This window comes from Shuttleworthella sp. MSX8B, from assembly GCF_000524295.1.
Classification (GTDB): Bacteria; Bacillota; Clostridia; order Lachnospirales; family Lachnospiraceae; genus Shuttleworthia; species Shuttleworthia satelles.
Window position 1 is genome coordinate 16,634 of the sequence record NZ_JAQT01000022.1, and the last position, 18,204, is coordinate 34,837.

The 18,204-nt window shown below is 55.0% G+C and carries 16 protein-coding genes; 13 read left to right on the top strand and 3 right to left on the bottom strand.

The window, feature by feature from the left end; all coding sequences use genetic code 11:
- The first annotated feature begins 9 nt into the window (after nt 1–9).
- The 12 genes from HMPREF1508_RS05760 to HMPREF1508_RS05815 all read left to right on the top strand — a co-directional run bounded on the left by HMPREF1508_RS05760 (nt 10) and on the right by HMPREF1508_RS05815 (nt 13,221).
- Nucleotides 10–1,209: an acetyl-CoA C-acetyltransferase gene (locus HMPREF1508_RS05760; protein ID WP_044960258.1), complete on the top strand. Its 1,200-nt coding sequence runs from the start codon at nt 10–12 to the stop codon at nt 1,207–1,209.
- Between the two features lie 213 nt (nt 1,210–1,422).
- Entirely contained in the window at nt 1,423–2,262 is an 840-nt protein-coding gene (locus HMPREF1508_RS05765) for a 3-hydroxyacyl-CoA dehydrogenase NAD-binding domain-containing protein (RefSeq protein ID WP_044960259.1), read from the top strand.
- A 24-nt stretch (nt 2,263–2,286) separates the two neighbouring features.
- A complete protein-coding gene (locus HMPREF1508_RS05770; protein WP_044960261.1) occupies nt 2,287–3,441 on the top strand; it encodes an acyl-CoA dehydrogenase in 1,155 nt (384 codons plus the stop codon).
- Nucleotides 3,442–3,479: 38 nt separating this feature from the next.
- Nucleotides 3,480–4,262, top strand: a complete 783-nt coding sequence (locus tag HMPREF1508_RS05775; protein ID WP_044960263.1) for an electron transfer flavoprotein subunit beta/FixA family protein — start codon at nt 3,480–3,482, stop codon at nt 4,260–4,262.
- Between the two features lie 21 nt (nt 4,263–4,283).
- Nucleotides 4,284–5,345 (top strand): electron transfer flavoprotein subunit alpha/FixB family protein, encoded by a 1,062-nt coding sequence (locus HMPREF1508_RS05780; RefSeq protein ID WP_044960264.1) that lies wholly within the window; start codon nt 4,284–4,286, stop codon nt 5,343–5,345.
- A 217-nt stretch (nt 5,346–5,562) separates the two neighbouring features.
- Nucleotides 5,563–6,579, top strand: a complete 1,017-nt coding sequence (locus tag HMPREF1508_RS05785; protein WP_044960266.1) for a DUF3878 family protein — start codon at nt 5,563–5,565, stop codon at nt 6,577–6,579.
- A 57-nt stretch (nt 6,580–6,636) separates the two neighbouring features.
- Nucleotides 6,637–7,743, top strand: a complete 1,107-nt coding sequence (gene mtnA / locus HMPREF1508_RS05790) for an S-methyl-5-thioribose-1-phosphate isomerase (RefSeq protein WP_044960268.1) — start codon at nt 6,637–6,639, stop codon at nt 7,741–7,743.
- Between the two features lie 91 nt (nt 7,744–7,834).
- Nucleotides 7,835–8,662 carry a P-loop NTPase gene (locus HMPREF1508_RS05795; protein WP_443018244.1) on the top strand — a complete coding sequence of 276 codons (828 nt, stop codon included), beginning with the start codon at nt 7,835–7,837 and terminating at the stop codon, nt 8,660–8,662.
- 133 nt (nt 8,663–8,795) lie between these two features.
- Complete coding sequence (locus HMPREF1508_RS05800; protein ID WP_006906423.1) at nt 8,796–9,281, top strand: YbaN family protein; 486 nt, start codon at nt 8,796–8,798, stop codon at nt 9,279–9,281.
- Nucleotides 9,282–9,287: 6 nt separating this feature from the next.
- Complete coding sequence (locus tag HMPREF1508_RS05805) at nt 9,288–11,048, top strand: ABC transporter ATP-binding protein/permease (protein WP_006906422.1); 1,761 nt, start codon at nt 9,288–9,290, stop codon at nt 11,046–11,048.
- Nucleotides 11,045–12,697, top strand: a complete 1,653-nt coding sequence (locus tag HMPREF1508_RS05810) for an amino acid ABC transporter ATP-binding/permease protein (protein ID WP_044960272.1) — start codon at nt 11,045–11,047, stop codon at nt 12,695–12,697. The genes HMPREF1508_RS05805 and HMPREF1508_RS05810 overlap by 4 nt, the downstream gene beginning before the upstream one ends.
- 131 nt (nt 12,698–12,828) lie before the next feature.
- The gene (locus tag HMPREF1508_RS05815) at nt 12,829–13,221 is read left to right on the top strand and encodes a nitrous oxide-stimulated promoter family protein (RefSeq protein ID WP_242834510.1); all 393 of its coding nucleotides are present in this window, start codon (nt 12,829–12,831) and stop codon (nt 13,219–13,221) included.
- A 90-nt stretch (nt 13,222–13,311) separates the two neighbouring features.
- Here HMPREF1508_RS05815 and HMPREF1508_RS05820 read toward each other — a convergent pair whose 3' ends face one another.
- The 3 genes from HMPREF1508_RS05820 to HMPREF1508_RS05830 all read right to left on the bottom strand — a co-directional run bounded on the left by HMPREF1508_RS05820 (nt 13,312) and on the right by HMPREF1508_RS05830 (nt 16,722).
- Nucleotides 13,312–13,833 carry a peptidylprolyl isomerase gene (locus tag HMPREF1508_RS05820; RefSeq protein WP_044960276.1) on the bottom strand — a complete coding sequence of 174 codons (522 nt, stop codon included), beginning with the start codon at nt 13,831–13,833 and terminating at the stop codon, nt 13,312–13,314.
- A gap of 170 nt (nt 13,834–14,003) precedes the next feature.
- A complete protein-coding gene (locus HMPREF1508_RS05825) occupies nt 14,004–15,380 on the bottom strand; it encodes an HlyC/CorC family transporter (RefSeq protein ID WP_044960278.1) in 1,377 nt (458 codons plus the stop codon).
- A 94-nt stretch (nt 15,381–15,474) separates the two neighbouring features.
- Nucleotides 15,475–16,722, bottom strand: coding sequence for an adenosylhomocysteinase (locus HMPREF1508_RS05830; protein WP_044960280.1), 1,248 nt, complete (start codon nt 16,720–16,722; stop codon nt 15,475–15,477).
- Nucleotides 16,723–17,114: 392 nt separating this feature from the next.
- Between HMPREF1508_RS05830 and HMPREF1508_RS05840 the strand changes: the two genes are divergently transcribed.
- Nucleotides 17,115–18,092, top strand: a complete 978-nt coding sequence (locus HMPREF1508_RS05840; protein WP_044960283.1) for a tetratricopeptide repeat protein — start codon at nt 17,115–17,117, stop codon at nt 18,090–18,092.
- The last annotated feature ends 112 nt before the right edge of the window (nt 18,093–18,204 follow it).

Below are 18,204 nucleotides of genomic sequence, written 5' to 3' on the forward strand. Positions count from 1 at the left end.
GAGAAAACTATGGCAAAGAAAGTTGTATTAGCAGGTGCTTGTCGTACAGCGATCGGCAAGATGGGGGGGGCTTTTGCCAAGACCTCGGCAGTGGATCTGGGAGCCATCGTCATCAAAGAGGCTTTAAAGAGAGCTGGCGTTGATCCCAAAATGGTTGACGAAGTGAAGATGGGATGCGTTATTCAGGCCGGCCTGGGACAGAATGTGGCCCGTCAGGCTTCCATCAAGGCAGGTATCCCCGTGGAGGTTCCCGCTCTGACGATGAATGTTGTATGCGGTTCCGGTCTTAAGTGCGTTGTCGAGGCTGCCAACATGATCAAGGCAGGTGAGGCTGATATTGTTGTTGCCGGAGGTATGGAGAATATGTCTATGGCCCCCTATGCCCTGCCCAATGCCCGCTTCGGCTATCGCATGAACAATGGAACTCTGGTGGACACGATGGTCAATGACGCTTTGACCGACGCCTTCAACCATTATCACATGATGATTACCGCTGAGAATGTCGCTGAGCAGTGGGGCCTGACCCGCGAGGAGCTGGACGCCTTTGCGGCCGAGTCCCAGCAGAAGGCTGAGAAGGCTATGGCCAACGGCGCATTCAAGGATGAGATTGTTCCTGTGACCCTTCATGACCGCAAGAAGGGCGATTATGTGATCGATACCGATGAAGGACCCCGTCCCGGCACAACCGCAGAGAGTCTGTCCAAGCTTCGCTGCTGCTCCGGCAAGGAGGGCGGTCTTGTGACGGCAGGAAATGCCTCCGGCATCAACGACGGTGCTGCGGCAATCGTGGTTATGAGTGAGGACAAGGCTAAGGAGCTCGGCGTCAAGAACATTCTGGCAGAGTATATCGGCGGCGCTATGGGCGGCGTTGATCCGACCATCATGGGTGTCGGACCTGTCGCAGCGGTTAAGAATGTCATGAAGAGAACCGGCATGACGGTTGACCAGATGGATATGATCGAGGCCAATGAGGCCTTTGCCGCCCAGTCGGTTGCAGTCGCAAGGGATCTTGGATTTGACATGTCCAAGGTGAACCCCAACGGCGGTGCGATTGCCCTTGGCCATCCCGTAGGGGCTTCCGGCGCCAGAATTCTGGTCACCCTGCTCCACGAGATGAATCATGACGCCAATGCCAAGACCGGACTGGCAACCCTTTGCATCGGCGGAGGCATGGGCTGCGCTGCCATCGTCAAGAAGTACGAGGCCTGAGCTGAATTTCTGCCGGGAGGGCAGAGGCGATGAGTCCTTTCGGCTCCTTGTTTCTTGACCAGTAAAAAAGATAACTTGTGGCTGTGAAAATGAAAGACACAGATGATATGCCGCGGATGTATTTGAATTCAGCTATGGCATAGAGTGCGATTCGTCTTGGCATTTCGCAGTCACTGATGTTTCAGATTGAGATTTATCTCAGGAGGATGACAAATGAAAATAGGCGTTATTGGTGCCGGTACCATGGGAAGTGGTATTGCGCAGGCATTTGCACAGACTGATGGATTCGAAGTGTATCTGACGGATATCAATAATGAATTCGCCGCCAATGGCAAGGCGAAGATTGAGAAGGGCCTGTCTAAGAGAGTCGCCAAGGGCAAGATGGACCAGGCGGCGGCAGACGCGATCCTGGCTAAGATCACGACCGGCACCAAGGATATCTGCACGGACGCGGATCTGATCATTGAGGCTGCCATTGAGAACATGGAGATCAAGCGCCAGACCTTTAAGGAGCTGCAGGAGATTGTCCCCGCTTCCTGCAAGTTTGCCACCAACACTTCTTCTCTGTCCATTACCGAGATCGGACAGGGATTGGACCGTCCTGTTATCGGGATGCATTTCTTCAATCCGGCTCCTGTTATGAAGCTGATTGAGGTAATCCAGGGCGGCAATACGCCGGATGAGCTTCGCAACTTCACTGTTGACGTAGCCAAGAGGATCGGCAAGACTCCGGTTCAGGTCAATGAGGCTCCGGGCTTCGTTGTCAACCGTATCTTAATCCCCATGATCAACGAGGCGGTCGGCATTTATGCGGACGGAGTCGCTTCTGTTGAGGATATTGATACCGCCATGCAGCTGGGCGCCAACCATCCCATGGGTCCTTTGGCTCTGGGCGATCTGATTGGTCTGGATGTCTGCCTGGCAATCATGGATGTTCTCTACAATGAAACCCATGACTCCAAGTACCGGGCACATGTTCTGCTCCGCAAGATGGTACGCGCCGGCAAGCTGGGAAGAAAGACCGGAATCGGTTTCTACGATTACAGCAAGTAAGATAAAGGATGAAGGAGATTATCCATGGATTTCACTTTAGATAAGAAACATGAGATGGCCCGCGAGCTCTTTAAGAACTTCGCCGAGAACGAGGTAAAGCCTCTGGCCAAGGATGTGGACGAAGAGGAGCGTTTCCCCCGTGAGACCATTGAGAAGATGGCCAAGGCCGGCTTTCTTGGAATCGCTGTTCCCAGAGAGTACGGTGGACAGGGCTGCGATCCCCTGACCTATGTCATGGCAATTGAGGAATTGGCCAAGGTCTGCGGCACCACCGCTGTTGCCCTGTCTGCTCATTCCTCCCTCTGCTGCGACCCCATCTTAAACTACGGGACCGAGGAGCAGAAGCAGAAGTTTCTGGTTCCCCTGGCTAAGGGGGAGAAGCTGGGCGCTTTCGCTTTGACCGAGCCCGGCGCAGGTACGGATGCCCAGGGAGCCCAGACCAAGGCGGTTGAAGTTGAGGACGGCTGGGTCTTAAATGGCTCCAAGTGCTTCATCACCAATGGTAAGGAAGCTGACATTTACATCATCATCGCTGTTACCGACATGGTTGAGGATAAGCGCGGCCGCTCCAAGAAGCTCTTCTCCGCATTCATTGTAGAGAAGGGAACGCCCGGCTTCACCTTCGGCACCAAGGAGAAGAAGATGGGAATCCGCGGCTCCGCCACCTACGAGCTGATCTTCCAGGACTGCAAGATTCCCAAGGAGAACCTGCTGGGCAGACGCGGCAAGGGCTTTCAGGAGGCAATGCACACATTAGACGGCGGCCGTATTGGTATCGCTGCCCAGGCACTGGGCTTAGGTGAGGGAGCGATTGACCGCACCGTTGCCTTCGTTATGGAGAGAAAGCAGTTCGGCCGTCCCATCGGCGCTTTCCAGAACACCCAGTTCCAGCTGGCTGATATGAAGACGCGCATGGATGCCGCCAAGTATCTGGTATACCGCGCTGCCTGTGCCAAGGCTGAGAAGTCAAGATTCTCCGAAGAGGCTGCCGAGGCCAAGCTCTTCGCCGCTGAGGCTGCCATGGATGTCACCACCAAGGCTGTTCAGCTGCACGGCGGTTACGGTTACACCAGAGAGTACGAGGTCGAGCGCATGATGCGCGACGCCAAGATCACCGAGATCTATGAGGGTACGTCTGAGGTGCAGAGGATGGTTATTTCTGCCGGCATGCTCGGATAAGCGGAACATTTGCAGAATTGAGATAGGAGTGTAGATACATGAAAATCGTTGTATGTATTAAGCAGGTTCCGGATACCAAGGGCGGCGTCGTATTCAATCCCGATGGAACCTTGAACAGAGCGGCCATGATGACCATTATGAATCCGGATGACAAGGCTGGCCTGGAGGCTGCCCTTCGCCTGAAGGATCAGTTTGGCGCTGAGGTTACCGTGCTGACCATGGGCCTTCCCAAGGCGGCGGACGCTCTTCGCGAGGCCCTGGCCATGGGCGCTGACAAGGCTGTCTTAGTGACGGATCGCTGCCTGGGCGGTGCTGATACCTGGGCGACTTCTTCCACCCTGGCGGCTGCCCTTCGCAATCTGGATTATGATATCATCTTCGCCGGTCGTCAGGCCATCGATGGAGATACCGCCCAGGTTGGCCCTCAGATTGCCGAGCATCTTGGTCTTCCCGTGATCAGCTATGCTGAGGAGGTGAAGGTCGAGGGAGATTCCATTGTTGTCAAGCGCCAGTATGAGGATCGCTACCACATGGTTAAGGCTAAGATGCCCGTTCTCATCACCGCTCTCTCAGAGCTCAATGAGCCCCGCTATATGACCCCCGCGGGGATCTGGGACGCTGTTGACGCTGAGATTACCACTTGGGGCAGAGCTGACCTGAAGGATCTGGATGATTCCAATATCGGTCTCGCGGGTTCTCCCACCAAGATCGCCCGCGCTTCCGACAAGGTTCGCAAGGGCGCCGGCGAGAAGGTTGAGCTGGATCCCAGCGCTTCCGTTGACTATGTCATGGATAAGCTGGTAACAAAGCACATTATCTAAGCAAAGAAAGTGGTGAAATAAATGGGTAAGACAGCTAACATTGAGGCCTACAAGGGCGTATATATCTACGCTCAGCAGGTCGACAACAAGATTTCAAATATTTCTCTGGAGCTTCTGGGCGAGGCCAGGAAGCTGGCGGCAGATTTGAACGAGGAAGTCACCGCAGTTTTGCTTGGATCTCATGTGGGAGATCTGACGGATAAACTGGGCGAGTACGGGGCTGACAAGGTAATTCTTGTCGATGATCCCAAGCTTGAGACCTATCGCACAGAGCCCTACGCGCAGGCCCTCGCGGCAGTGATTAAAGAATTTAAGCCGGAGATCTTCCTGGTTGGAGCGACTGCGATTGGCCGTGACCTTGGTCCTACCGTTTCCGCTCGTGTTGCGACCGGACTGACCGCGGACTGTACTTCTCTTGAGATTGGTGATTTTCCCATCAATCCTCCCGCAAATGGTGAGCAGAAGCACAATCAGCTCCTCATGACCCGTCCCGCCTTCGGCGGCAATACGATTGCTACCATCGCCTGTCCGGACAACCGTCCGCAGATGGCAACCGTTCGTCCCGGCGTTATGCAGAAGATCGCTCCTGAGGCCGGGCGCAGGGCGGAGGTCATTCCTTTCGACGCGCATATTGAGGAGAACGACCGCTTCGTTGAGATTCTTGACATCGTAAAGAGCGCCGCGCAGACGGTCGATATCCAGCAGGCCAAGATCCTTGTGTCCGGTGGCCGCGGCGTCGGCTCTCCCGAGAACTTCAAGATTCTTGAGGATCTGGCAAAGGCCCTGGGCGGAGAGGTTTCCTGCTCCCGCGCCGTTGTTGATTCCGGTTGGCAGCCCCATGACCTGCAGGTAGGCCAGACCGGCAAGACCGTTCGCCCCAATCTCTACTTCGCCATCGGTATCTCCGGAGCCATCCAGCACGTAGCCGGTATGGAGGAGTCGGATGTGATCATCGCCATCAATAAGGATCCGGACGCTCCCATCTTTGATGTGGCAAGCTACGGAATCGTCGGTGACTATCAGAAGATTGTTCCCGCGTTAACCGAGGCGATCAAGGCGGAAAAGGCCAAGAAGGCAGACTAAGTGAGTGCATCAGCACGAACGGGCATCTTGACCATCAATAAGCCAATTAAGCCCGATGCGAGGGCCGCATCTTGACCTTCAGGTCAAGATGACCGTCAATAAGCCAATTTGGTCCGATGCAAGGGCTGCATCTTGACCTTCAGGTCAAGATGATGGGTAATAAGCCAATTTGAGAAGTCCTCCGTTTCGGGGGACTTCTTTTGTTATAATGAGTTTCATGCAGACAATTACCGCTGAAAAACTAAGGGAGAAGCTGAGGAGATTAGTTGAGGTCGATGCCCTGGAAGCCGTGCGGGATCCGAATCGGATCAACCGCTACTATATTCCCTACATGATGAGTGATGGGGTCGAGGACTATCTGATTCTTGACATGGATCCGGCGCGATATACCGGCGAAGATGCCGATCGGCTGAAGGAGGACCTGCTGGTCTGGTCGGACATATGTCCTGCCGATTCTCTCGGAGGAGGTCAGAAAACGCAAGGGGCAGATGAGGGGGCAGGAACTGACCTGGAGACTGCCATCGCGCAGGCCCGGGAGTCCTGCAGCTACTACCAATACCATCGGATGGGCCACTACTGGGTCAGTGGCCAAGAGCACCTGCGTCGTCTGGTCTATCAGCTGGGGATCATTCATGAGAAAATGACCTATCTGGGCAGAGAGGCCATCAATGAGAGGGAGGCCGGACTGGTCGAATTGGCGGAGTTTGGGCCGCTCAGGCATTTCTCTCCCGTCCATGAAAACCCGGTTGAGTGGCATGTCAGCTCTTTGGGCGGAATCAGGGCAATGCAAAAGCTGGCAGCGGACTCCAGAGATGAGCGCCTCGGATGGCTCCTGTCTTCCTTTGAAAAGCTGCCGAGCAAAGAACTCAGGGAATATCTGATCGCTTATCTGGCCTCGGATCGGGGCTTTGCCTTCTGTCAGGAGTTACAGAGTCAGATTGAACTGGCTTCCAGGCCCTACGCGAGCAGACATTTTTCCAACCGGATTGAGACCTGGGCCCAGAAGGAGCGCAGGTGCATCGACATTTCTCTGAGAGAAGAGGGGCTGGTTGGCCGATTTCCTCACTATAAGAGTAAGGACGGCGAGCGCCGTATTGTCATCACAGAGGAAATGCCCTTTGCCATGGGACTTTTAGACGATAAGGATATGGCCTATCGCTTCTATCAGCAGGAAACCATACTCGAAGAGGGACATTTGAAGACGAAGTTAAGGAAGCTGGCGGAGAAGCGCTGATCAGAAGGGTATCAAATCGACAGGAAGCGAAAGCAGAGTACAAGAGAGAAGCGAATCATGAACATCATGGAAGTTGATACCGTCCGCCTGGACGAGAAAAAGAAGGCAGTTGTTATTATTGACCAGACCAGGCTGCCGGGGCGAATTGAATTCCTGGAGCTGAAAAATGCAGAAGAGATCTGGAGGGCGATCTACCTCCTGCAGGTGCGAGGGGCGCCGGCCATCGGAGTTTGCGCTGCTCTGGGACTCTATGTTCTCGCGGAGCAGATCAAAGAGGAGGATTATGAGGCCTTCTGGGCCAGGTTAAAGAAGGTATCCGATTATCTCAATTCCTCCAGACCGACGGCCGTGAACCTGTCCTGGGCCCTTGAGAGGATGGAGCGATGTCTGGAGATCTATCACTTTAATGGGGGAGAGGATGATCGGGCAGGATGGCTTTTTTGCCTGCATGAGGAAGCGCTCAAGATCTACGCGGAGGATATCGCAGTCTGCCGCAGACTGGGCGAATACGGGATGAGCCTGATCCGGGACGGGGACGGAATTCTGACCCACTGCAACGCAGGGAAGCTGGCGGCGGTTCGCTATGGGACAGCTACAGCGCCCATCTATGTGGGTATGGAGGCGGGGAATCACTACCGGGTCTTCTGTGATGAGACCCGTCCCCTCCTGCAGGGGGCACGTCTGACAGCTTTCGAGCTGCAGGCGGCAGGCGTGGATACGACCCTGATCTGCGATAACATGTCGGCCTCTGTCATGAAGAGAGGCTGGGTAGACGCTGTTTTTGTGGGCTGTGATCGCGTCGCGGCCAATGGCGATACAGCCAATAAGATCGGAACTTCTGTTCTCGCGGCTGTAGCCAGGCAATACAAAATCCCTGTGTATGTCGTGGCGCCGACTTCTACGATTGATATGCGAACGGCAAGCGGCGATGACATTGTCATAGAGGAGAGGAAGCCGGAGGAGGTCACTGAGATGTGGTATTCCGAGCGCATGGCGCCCGAGGGAATCAAGGTCTATAATCCGGCATTTGATGTGACAGACCACAGCTTAATCGCAGGCATCGTCACAGAGTATGGAATCGCGAGGGCTCCTTACGCGGAGAGCTTCAGGAATATTTTTACCGGAAAAGAGGCCTGTGGAGGAGATCCCCTCGTACAGAATTAGAAACAGTTGGACATGCAACAATTTTGTGGGAGAGATGTTGTATGATGTTACTATCTATTAAGTGAGCGGAAAGGAGATAGCGATGGCAGACATGCAAGAGCCTCATTTTGATACGGAACGTTTTACCAGGAATAAGAAGGAGCCCCAGAAGCCCGATTTTCATGTGGACGCCAACCCCAATTCCCATATTAAGCATGTGATCGGCGTTATCTCAGGCAAGGGCGGCGTCGGCAAATCATTTGTCACCGCTTCTCTCGCCTGTCAGATGAACCTGGCCGGGTACAAGGTGGGGATTTTGGACGCGGATATCACAGGACCCTCGATCCCCAAGATGTATGGAGTCCATGGGCCCGCTTACGCGGATGATAATGGAACGATCCCCGTCAGGGCGGAGGATTCCACCAAGATCATGTCCGTTAACCTGCTCTTAGACCAGGAGGAGACGCCTGTGGTCTGGCGCGGTCCCGTCATCGCGGGTACGGTCAAGGAGTTCTGGTCCGGGGTCAACTGGGGCGATATTGATTATCTGTTCGTGGATATGCCTCCGGGAACGGGAGATGTTCCCCTGACGGTCTTTCAGTCCCTGCCTGTCGACGGCGTTGTGATTGTCACTTCGCCCCAGGAGCTGGTGCAGATGATTGTCAAAAAGGCCTATAACATGTCCAATATGATGGAGATCCCTGTGCTTGGTCTGGTAGAGAACTACTCCTATCTGGAATGCCCTGACTGCGGCAGGCATATCAGTCTCTTTGGTCCGTCCCATGTCGACGAGGTGGCAGAGGAGCTGCATATTCCCGTTCTGGGCAAGCTCCCTCTTGATCCGGACTATGCGGAGGCAGTGGACCAGGGGAGAGTCTTTGCCATACAGAATCACTTCCTGGACAAGGGCGTAGAAGTGCTGAAGGCATTGGATGAGTGAGCACTTTCTGTCGCGTGGAAACGGGCTTTGCCAGCTGCACGAAAAAGATCTCTGGATGTGAAAAGCTCGCTGAATACGAAAAATCACGGAATACGGAAAATCAAGGAAGAATTACTGAAGAGTTGAGAGAAATATGAGACAAGAGCGAAAGAGCGAGAAGATCATGGGGAAAAGGCCCTTGCGGGGGCTTTTTCTCTTCCTGGGACTCCTTTGTGTCGGCCTGGGAGCGATTGGCATTGCCCTGCCTATTTTACCGACGACGCCATTTCTCCTCCTGGCAGCTTTCTTTTTCGCCAGGAGTTCAGATCGACTCAATGCCTGGTTCCAATCCAGTCGCCTCTACCAGAGCCATCTAGCGAGTCTTAAGAGGGGAGAGGGTATGACGAGGGCGGCCAAATGCCATATCATCTTAAGCGTTACCCTCATCATGGGAATTGCGGAATTCTTTATGATTCGAGCTTACCTGATCAAAGGATCCAAGGGAGCCTTGATCGGAGCCTCTGTTATGGGCCTGGTCTGGGTCGCTCACCTGATTGCCTTTGGACTGGTGATCCGAACCTGCCCGGCAGATCAGGATGAAGAGAAAAGAGCAAACGAGAGTATCATACAGGAGGATTGATAAAAGATGATGCCCAAGAAGCGCCTCTTGGCCCTGGTGCCCGAGGCCAGAAGATACATGATACAAAAGGTGATCTGTCACTGGTTGAGTCTGGTCGCCGGAATTGTCCTCTGGTTTGCCCTGGGAAGGCAGCTGCAGCTGATTCGGGAGAAGGGGACAGGAAACGGCCTCTCATCGATTGAGCCGACTCTGCTTGTGATTGCCCTCTTTTGCATCCTTCTGCGCTTTGTTTTCAACGGATGGATCGCGGACCGGGGACAGAGGGCGGCCTCCTGCGTCAAGGTTAAGCTGAGATCAGATATCTACGCCAAAATACGACGTCTGGGACCATCCTATATGGATGTTTTTCCGACCGCGGAACTGGTGCAGTTGGCGGGAGAGGGAGTCGAGCAGCTGGAGTCCTATTTCGGCAACTACATTCCCCAGTTCTTTTTTGCCATGCTGGCCCCTCTGACCCTGCTTCTTGTCTTTTTGCCCCTGTCACCCCTGACCGGTCTGGTTCTCTTTCTCTGTGTTCCCCTGATCCCTCTGGCGATCGCCAAGGTGCAGCGCTTTGCCAAGAAGCTCCTGTCCAGCTACTGGGATGCTTACGCGGAACTTGGCGACAGTTTCCTGGAAAATCTGCAGGGCCTGACAACGCTCAAGGTCTACGGGGCAGATGCCAGGAGGCATGAGCAGATGAACGCGGAGTCAGAGCGCTTTCGCAAGGTGACCATGAAGGTGCTGACCATGCAGCTCAATTCCGTCACCATAATGGATTTCGTGGCCTACGGGGGCAGCGCGATCGGCTGCATTCTGACGGCCCTGGCCTACCGGGCCGGCCGGGTCAACTTCGGCCAGGCGATTGCCATGGTCATGCTGTCCGCCGAGTTCTTTTTGGCCATGCGGGCTCTTGGCAGCTACTTTCACACAGCCATGAACGGAATCGCCGCTTCTGAGCGCATTTTCCGTCTTTTGGATTTGCCGGAAAAGGAGGATGGAAGCGAGCTGGCGGGAGAGGGCATCTCTATCAGGCATCTGACCTTCTCCTATGACGGGCAGAAAGAAACCCTGTCTGATATTAGTCTTGAGATTCCCAAGGGGAGCCTTGTCTCTCTGGTCGGCGCGTCCGGCTGCGGCAAGTCGACTCTGGCGGCGCTCTTATCCGGAATTCGCGATGGCTACGAGGGAGATATCCGCTTTGGGCAGACGGATCTTCGGCGGGCCAGCCGAGAGAGTCTGCGTGCTCTTGTGACGGTCGTGCCCTCCGCGGCCTATCTCTTTGCGGGCAGTGTGCGCGAGAGCCTGCGCGAGGGAAAGGCAGATGCCTCGGAGGCCGAGATGATTGCCGCCCTGCGCCGGGTCGCTCTCTGGGACTTTATTGAGAGCCAGGGAGGCCTGGACTTTCAGCTCAGAGAGCGGGGAGAGAACCTCTCCGGAGGACAGAGGCAGAGGCTGGCTTTGGCCAGGGCCCTGCTCAAGGACAGCCCCGTCTATATCTTTGACGAGGCAACCAGCAACATCGATGCCGAGAGCGAGGAGGCGATCATGCAGGCCATTTACGGCATGCACGGCAGCCACACGGTGCTTTTGATCTCTCATCGCCTGGCCAATGTGGTGGGTTCTGATATCATCGCTTATCTGGAGTCGGGCCATCTGAAGGAACTGGGCAGTCACGCGCGACTGATGGAAGCTGACGCCGGCTATGCCGCGCTCTTCAGAGCGCAGGAGAGCCTGGAGACCTTCGGGCAAAAGACAAAGAGACAGAGAGAGGAGGCCAGAGCATGAGAAGAAGCGGGATCAAAATCATGGCTGGCCTGATTCGCCTTCTGTCCCCCCTGGCCCATGTCATGCTGGCCTGTATCAGCCTTGGCGTTTTGGGCTATCTCTGCGCGATCTTTATCACGGTATTGGCGGCGCATCTTTTGCTGGTGCTGACCGGCGAGAGTCCCTGGAAAATTTCCTTCGGGGCGACGATCGCCCTTATGCTTGTGATTGCCCTGGCCAGGGCCGTCCTTCGCTATGGGGAGCAGACCTGCGGCCATTACATCGCCTTTAAGCTATTGGCTGTGATTCGGGACAAGGTCTTTGCCGCCCTGCGCAAGCTGGCGCCGGCCAAGCTGGAGGGGAGAGGACGAGGGGATTTGATTGCTCTGATCACCGGAGATATTGAATTGCTTGAAGTTTTCTATGCCCATACCATTGCCCCCGTCTGCATCGCCTTTCTTGTGAGTCTGATTATGAGCCTGCTGATCGGGGGCTTCCACCCCCTGCTTGGTCTTCTGGCCCTTGCGGCCTATCTGAGCCTGGGGCTCTTCCTTCCGCTCGCCAGCAGCCGTATGGGTCGGTCAGGAGGCATGGACCTGCGCAGCAAGCTGGGGAGCCTCAACAATGTCTTTCTCGAGAGCCTGCGGGGGATTCGTGATGTCCTGCAGTTTGGAATGGGAGAGAAGAAGGAGGCGGAGATTCGGCAGAAGACCCTGGAACTCAATGATCTGCAGATGCAGATCGCCCATCATGCCGGCGCGGTCTCCGCCTGGTCCGCAGGACTTGTCATGCTCTGGCCCATTCTGATGATTCTGACAGCTGTCTGCCTGCGGCTCGACTTTGCCTCCACTGTCATGGCAACAGTAATGCTGGCGGCTTCCTTTGGGCCGGTTTTAGCCCTGGCCAATCTGTCTGCAGCAATGGATTCCACTCTGGCCTCCGGCGAGCGCGTCCTGTCCCTTCTGGAGGAAGAGCCTGTGACCCCGGATGTGACAAGGGGGGCTCGGCCGGACTTCTCTGGCGCCTCTGTCCGGCATTTGACCTTTGCCTATGGCGAGGAGGAAATCCTGCATGATCTGTCCGCGGACTTTGCGCCCGGCGAGATCGTCGCGGTCACCGGGCGAAGCGGGAGCGGCAAGTCAACCCTGCTCAAGCTGATCATGCGCTTCTGGCAGGCACCGAAGGGGACGGTCAGAGTCTCGGGACTTGATATCGGAGAGATTGAAACCGATCATTTGAGGAAACTGGCGTCATACATGGTCCAGGACACGGACCTCTTTGCGACAAGTGTGCGGGAGAATATCCGCATCGGACGGGTAGACGCCAGCGACGCGGAGGTTGAGGAGGCGGCCCAAAAGGCCAGCATCCACGACTTTATCATGACCCTGCCCAGGGGTTATGAGAGCAAAATCGAGGAGCTCGGCGACAATCTCTCCGGCGGCCAAAGGCAGCGCATCGGTCTGGCGAGGGCATTTCTTCACGGGGCTCCCCTCTTACTCCTAGATGAGCCGACCAGCAACCTGGACAGCCTCAACGAGGGGGCGATTCTCAAGGCCTTAGAGGAGGAAGCCAAGGCCAGTGGCCGGACCCTTGTTCTGGTATCGCATCGCAAGTCGACCCTGGCTATCGCGGATCGGTCATATTCCATTGAGAGCGGGCGACTGAGCTGAGCGCAGACCCGGGTTCAAACAGAGCGAGGAGACATTGAGATTCGGATTCGAATATCCCGGTGAGATTCAGATTTCAAAGTCCTGATTCAGCGATGCGGGACCCACACAGGAAAATGATACGCGGGCTTTGCATGAGAGCGAAAGAGAGGGAAATGAGCGGAGATCAGAGTCAGAAAATCGCCGAAAAAAGAGATCGGGAGAAAAAGGTCATCGGACAGATGATCGCGATCTACTGCCATAAGAAGCACGGGAGGAGAGAGGGGCTTTGCCCGGACTGCCAGCAGCTTTTTGATTACGCCCAGGCGCGAAGCCGGCGCTGCCCCTTCATGGAGACCAAGACCTTTTGCTCTGCCTGTGAGGTTCATTGCTATGAGCCGAAGATGCGAGACAAAATCAGGGAGATAATGCGCTATTCCGGTCCCCGGATGCTCCTGTATCATCCCCTGCTTTTGCTGAAGCATATGCTTACAGATCGGATCCATGCCTTTAGCAAGCGTGCTGAGAAGAAGCACCCGGGCAGATAAAAAGCCCTGTCGACGCTGCTTTTCTTGTCGACAGGGTTTTTTGGGATGTGCCCGGGGGCGTATATTTTGGTCATAGAAGAGGAGAGGAGCCTAGCATTTCTCAGGCTCGGGATAGTCGACGCCGAAGGTCTCAACAGTGACCCTCTTCATCTTCTGCTCCGAGAGCGGCTTGTCATTCCAGTCGCGGTCTGCGTTGGCGATGGCGTCGATGACATCGAGTCCCTCTATCACCTGGCCGAAAGCGGCATAGTCACCGTCCAGATGGGGAGAGGTCTCATGCATGATGAAGAACTGGCTCCCTGCGGAGTCAGGGACCATGGTGCGGGCCATGGAGAGAACGCCCTTGCTGTGCTTTAAGTCGTTGGCGAAACCGTTGTGGGAGAATTCGCCGGGGATGCAGTAGCCGGGGCCGCCGGTACCGGTGCCCTGGGGGTCGCCTCCCTGGATCATGAAGCCCGGGATGACACGGTGGAAGATGACGCCGTCGTAGTAACCCTTTTGGATCAGGCTGATGAAGTTGTTGACCGTGTTGGGAGCGATCTGGGGATAGAGCTCCGCCTTCATGATGGAGCCGTCCTCCATCTCGATCGTGACAATCGGATTCTGTGCCATTGTAAATTCCTCCTTTATCAATCTCAGGGATACAGCAGTGCGAATATCATCCTTTCAGAGAAGATGTCATCTTTGATAAGGATAACAAAAATCCTCCTGAATGCGAAGCGGAACAGGGACATATTTTTGTATCGGGCAGAGACATATTCTTGTATCGGCCGCAGGGAAACTTATTTTTGCGCCGGCTTAGAGGGACCCTGGCTGACCTTCTGGGAGGCGGGAGTAGACAGCATACCGGGCTCCTCATCCTCATCAGAATCCGGGAGGGACTCCTCGTCGACTTCTTTGGCGATCTGCTCAGGCAGGCGAATGAGAATCTTGGTAATCCGGTTCTTTCTGACCTTCTCCACCTTGAGGATGGCGCCATTGCTGTCCACATAGGTTTCCCCCTGATTGGGGAAGTGGTCGAATTCACCGGTCAGATAGCCGCCGATGGTGTCGTAGTCCTCGGACTCATAGCCTAAGGGAATGATGGACATGAGGTCTTCCAGATTCATGGAACCGACGACAAGGTATTCCCGCTCATTGAGCTGGACAATATCGTCCTCCTCATTGGAGTCATACTCGTCTCGAATCTCGCCGACCAATTCTTCCAGGAGATCTTCCAGGCTGATAATTCCGGCAAACGCACCGTATTCGTCCATGACGATGGCCATGGCGATCGAGTTCTGCCGCATCTCCTCGAAAAGCTCTCTGGTATTCTTGAGCTCAAAGGTGAAGTAGGCGCTGCGCAGATAGTCCCGCAGGGAGAAATGCGCCTTGTCCTTGACCAGGAGCAGGTCTTTCATATTGATGATGCCGACGATGGAATTACTGTTCTCATCGTAGACCGGCAGGCGGGTGAACATGCAGCCGGCAAAGACGGAAATGAGCTTATCGTAGGACCAGTTGACATTGGCGACGGTCACGTCGATTCGCGGAATCATGACCTCGCGGACATTGGAGTCTGTGAAGTCGAAGAGATTGTGGATGTAATTGCGCTCCTCGTGCTCGATGACGCCCGCTTCCTGGCTGACGTCGACGATGGTTCTAAGCTCCTCCTCTGTCAGATTCTCTCTGCGCCGATGCGGATCCGTCCCCATCAGGCGGATCATGGCGTTTGCCATGAGATTGACGATGTAGATCAGCGGTGTCAGGATCCACATCAGGCGCCAGATGTGAGGGGCAAAGCAAAGGGAGAGAGAGAGACTGTTAATCGAGGCCATGCTCTTGGGAGCAATCTCTCCAAAGATGAGAATGAGGAGAGTCAAAACGCCTGTCGCGATCCCGGCCCCCATATCTCCGAGAAGGCGGATGGCAATGATGGTGGCCAGAGAGGAGGCGGACAGATTGGCGACATTATTGCCGATGAGAATGGCAGAGAGCATCTTGCTCTGACGGTCTGTAACCCTGAGGACCGTTTCAGCCCGGCGGTTGCCGTTATCGGCCAGCGTTCTGACCTTGATCCGGCTGACGGTGGTCAGAGCTGTCTCTGCGGAGGAGAAGAAGGCGGAAGCCAGCAAAAGAACCGGCAGAATGATGATTTGAATGATTAAATCCTTAGGCATGATTTTGAGAAACTTTCTTTGCCGTCGAGAGTCGGCAAGGGACTTATTTTAAGCCGTTGAGTTTAAAGTCGTCGAGAGTTGGCGGGGGACTTGTTCAAATTGCGGACGAGTGGAGGTATTCTTCCTGGTTCGGGGTCAGGACATCGATGGAAAGACCCAGAGAAGCGAGCTTGCGGCGGGCGATCTTTTGGTCCACTTCCCGGGGAACAGGAATCAGCTTGTCCGTCAGGCTATCCTTGTGTTGTACGAGATAGAGGGCGGACATAGCCTGTACGGCAAATGACATGTCCATGATCTCCGCCGGATGTCCGTCTCCGCAGGCCAGGTTGACCAGACGGCCCTCGCCCAGGACATAGATGAAGCTTCCGGGACGGACTTCATAGCCGATGATATTCTTTCGCTGGTCAATGGATGAGAGAGAGGCAGCCCGCAGACCTGCCATATCAATCTCGACATCAAAGTGGCCGGCATTGCAGAGGATGGCTCCGTTCTTCATCTTTTTCATATGCTCCAGGTTGATGACATGGGAGCAGCCGGTAACTGTGATGAAGAAGTCGCCTGTGAGAGCGGCCTGATTCATGGGCATGACCTCAAAGCCGTCCATGTGGGCCTCAATCGCTTTAATGGGATCAATCTCGGTGACGATGACCTTGGCGCCCAGGGCCTTGGCGCGCATGGCGACGCCCTTGCCGCACCAGCCGTAGCCGGCGACCACAGCGTTTTTGCCTGCCACAATCAGGTTGGTCGTGCGGTTGATCCCATCCCAGACGGACTGGCCGGTTCCATAGCGATTGTCAAAGAGGTGTTTGCAGTCGGCGTCATTGACCATGACCATGGGGAAGGCAAGCTGATGGGCAGCGGCCATGGCGCGCAGGCGGATGATGCCGGTTGTGGTTTCCTCGCAGCCGCCGATGACGTAGGGGAGTTCCTCTCGCATGGAGCTGTGGAGCATGCCGACCAGATCACCGCCATCATCAATGATAATATTGCAGTGGTGGGACAGAACCCGCCGCAGGTGTCTGGTGTACTCCTCCTGACTGGAATTGTACCAGGCATAGACATTGAGGCCGGATTGGGCCAGGGCCGCGGCGACATCATCCTGTGTGGAGAGGGGGTTGGACCCGGTCACATACATCTGTGCTCCGCCTGCGGCAAGCACTTTGCACAGATAGGCCGTCTTTGCCTCCAGGTGGACGGAGAGGGCGATGCGGATGCCGGCGAAGGGCTGTTCTCTTCGAAAATCTTCCTCCAGACCTCTGAGGAGGGGGCAGTTTTTCTTGACCCAGTCAATTTTGTGGGCTCCGTCTGCTGCCAGGCTGATATCTCTGATTTCACAGTCCATATATTCTTCTCCTTACAGCCCGCCGTGATCTAAGGCAGGCAAATGCTTGCGGAAATACAGGGCCCTCCGCCCGAAAGTGAGCTTCCAGCAGGCGGCCAAGTGGTAGAAGCTATTATAGCCCAGGCGGTGCTATTGTGCCATATAAGCGTTTCTGGTATTTGCCCTTCCTTGCTCTGCAGAAGCGTCCTGGCTTTTGCCCTTCCTTGCTCTGCAGGAGCGTCCTGGCTTTTGCCCTTCCTTGCTCTGCAGGAGCGTCCTGGCATTTGCCTTTCCTTGCGTCGCAGGAGCGTTCTGGCATTTACGCTTCCTTTGCGCCGCAGAGCTATCCTCTCGTTTTCGAGAGGGGAACTTTTTGCTATAATGAATAAAATTTCCAGGAGAGGTTTAACAAGATGCAGAAGAAGAAAATGAGGATCCTGTCAGCAGCGCTTTTACTCGCCGTTTTTATGGTGGTAACAGCCTGTTCCTCCAACCAGTCTCAGGAGGCAAAGGAGGATCGGACAGAGGGAATTCGCGCTATGGCGCAGGGTTCTTACGGGAAGGCGCAGGATCTCTTCGAGCAGGCTCTTGAGAAAAGCTCTGATCCTAAGACTTCATCCGGACTGGACAACTACTACTATAAGGCGATCGCCCAGTTCAATTCGGGCGATGAGGACGGGGCCATAGCCACTTACAGTGAGCTGATCAAGGCGGATGCTAAGAATGCGGATGCCTATTTTCTGCGGGGAAATGTCTATCTGTCGAAACAGGACGCAGGATCCGCGGAGACTGATTTTGGTCAGGCCCTTCAGATAGACCCGAATGATCTCTCGCGCAGGATCTGTATCTATGAGTCTTACAGGAAATATGGACAGGAAGAAAAGGGCAAAGATCAGCTCCAGTATGTCCTTAACCATGAGGGAGAGGACTATTTGAACGGGGCCAAAGCCAAGGATTACCTTGGACAGACTGACGCGGCGGTCTCGGATTATCAGGCGGCCGTCCGGGCCGGAAAGAACGAGGCTTATCGTCCCCTGATCGCCCTGCTTGACCGGCAGCAGAAGAGAGAAGAGGCGGATACTGCCCTGGAGGAATACAGGCAGAAAAAGCTATCCGGAGAAGACTACCATAATATCGTTGGCATTCAGCTGGATCGGGCGGCTTATGAGGATGCCAGGTCGGATGTAGACAGGGCTCTGGAGCTCAAGGGCCTGAAGGAGGGGGAGAAGAGGAAGCTGCTTGCGGACCAGGTGGCCTGCCTGGAACATTTGCGGCAATACGATGAGGCGAAGACCAGGGCTGAGGCCTATCTCAAGCTCTATCCGACAGACGGACAGATGATCCGGGAATTGAAATTGATCGAGTACGCCCAAAAGCCCGTACAGGAATAGACTTTATTGAGAACTTGGCGCAAATACCCGTACAGGAATAGACTTCATTGAGAACTTGGCCCGGATGCCCGTACAGGAATAGACTTCATTGGGAATTTGGCGCAAATTTCGC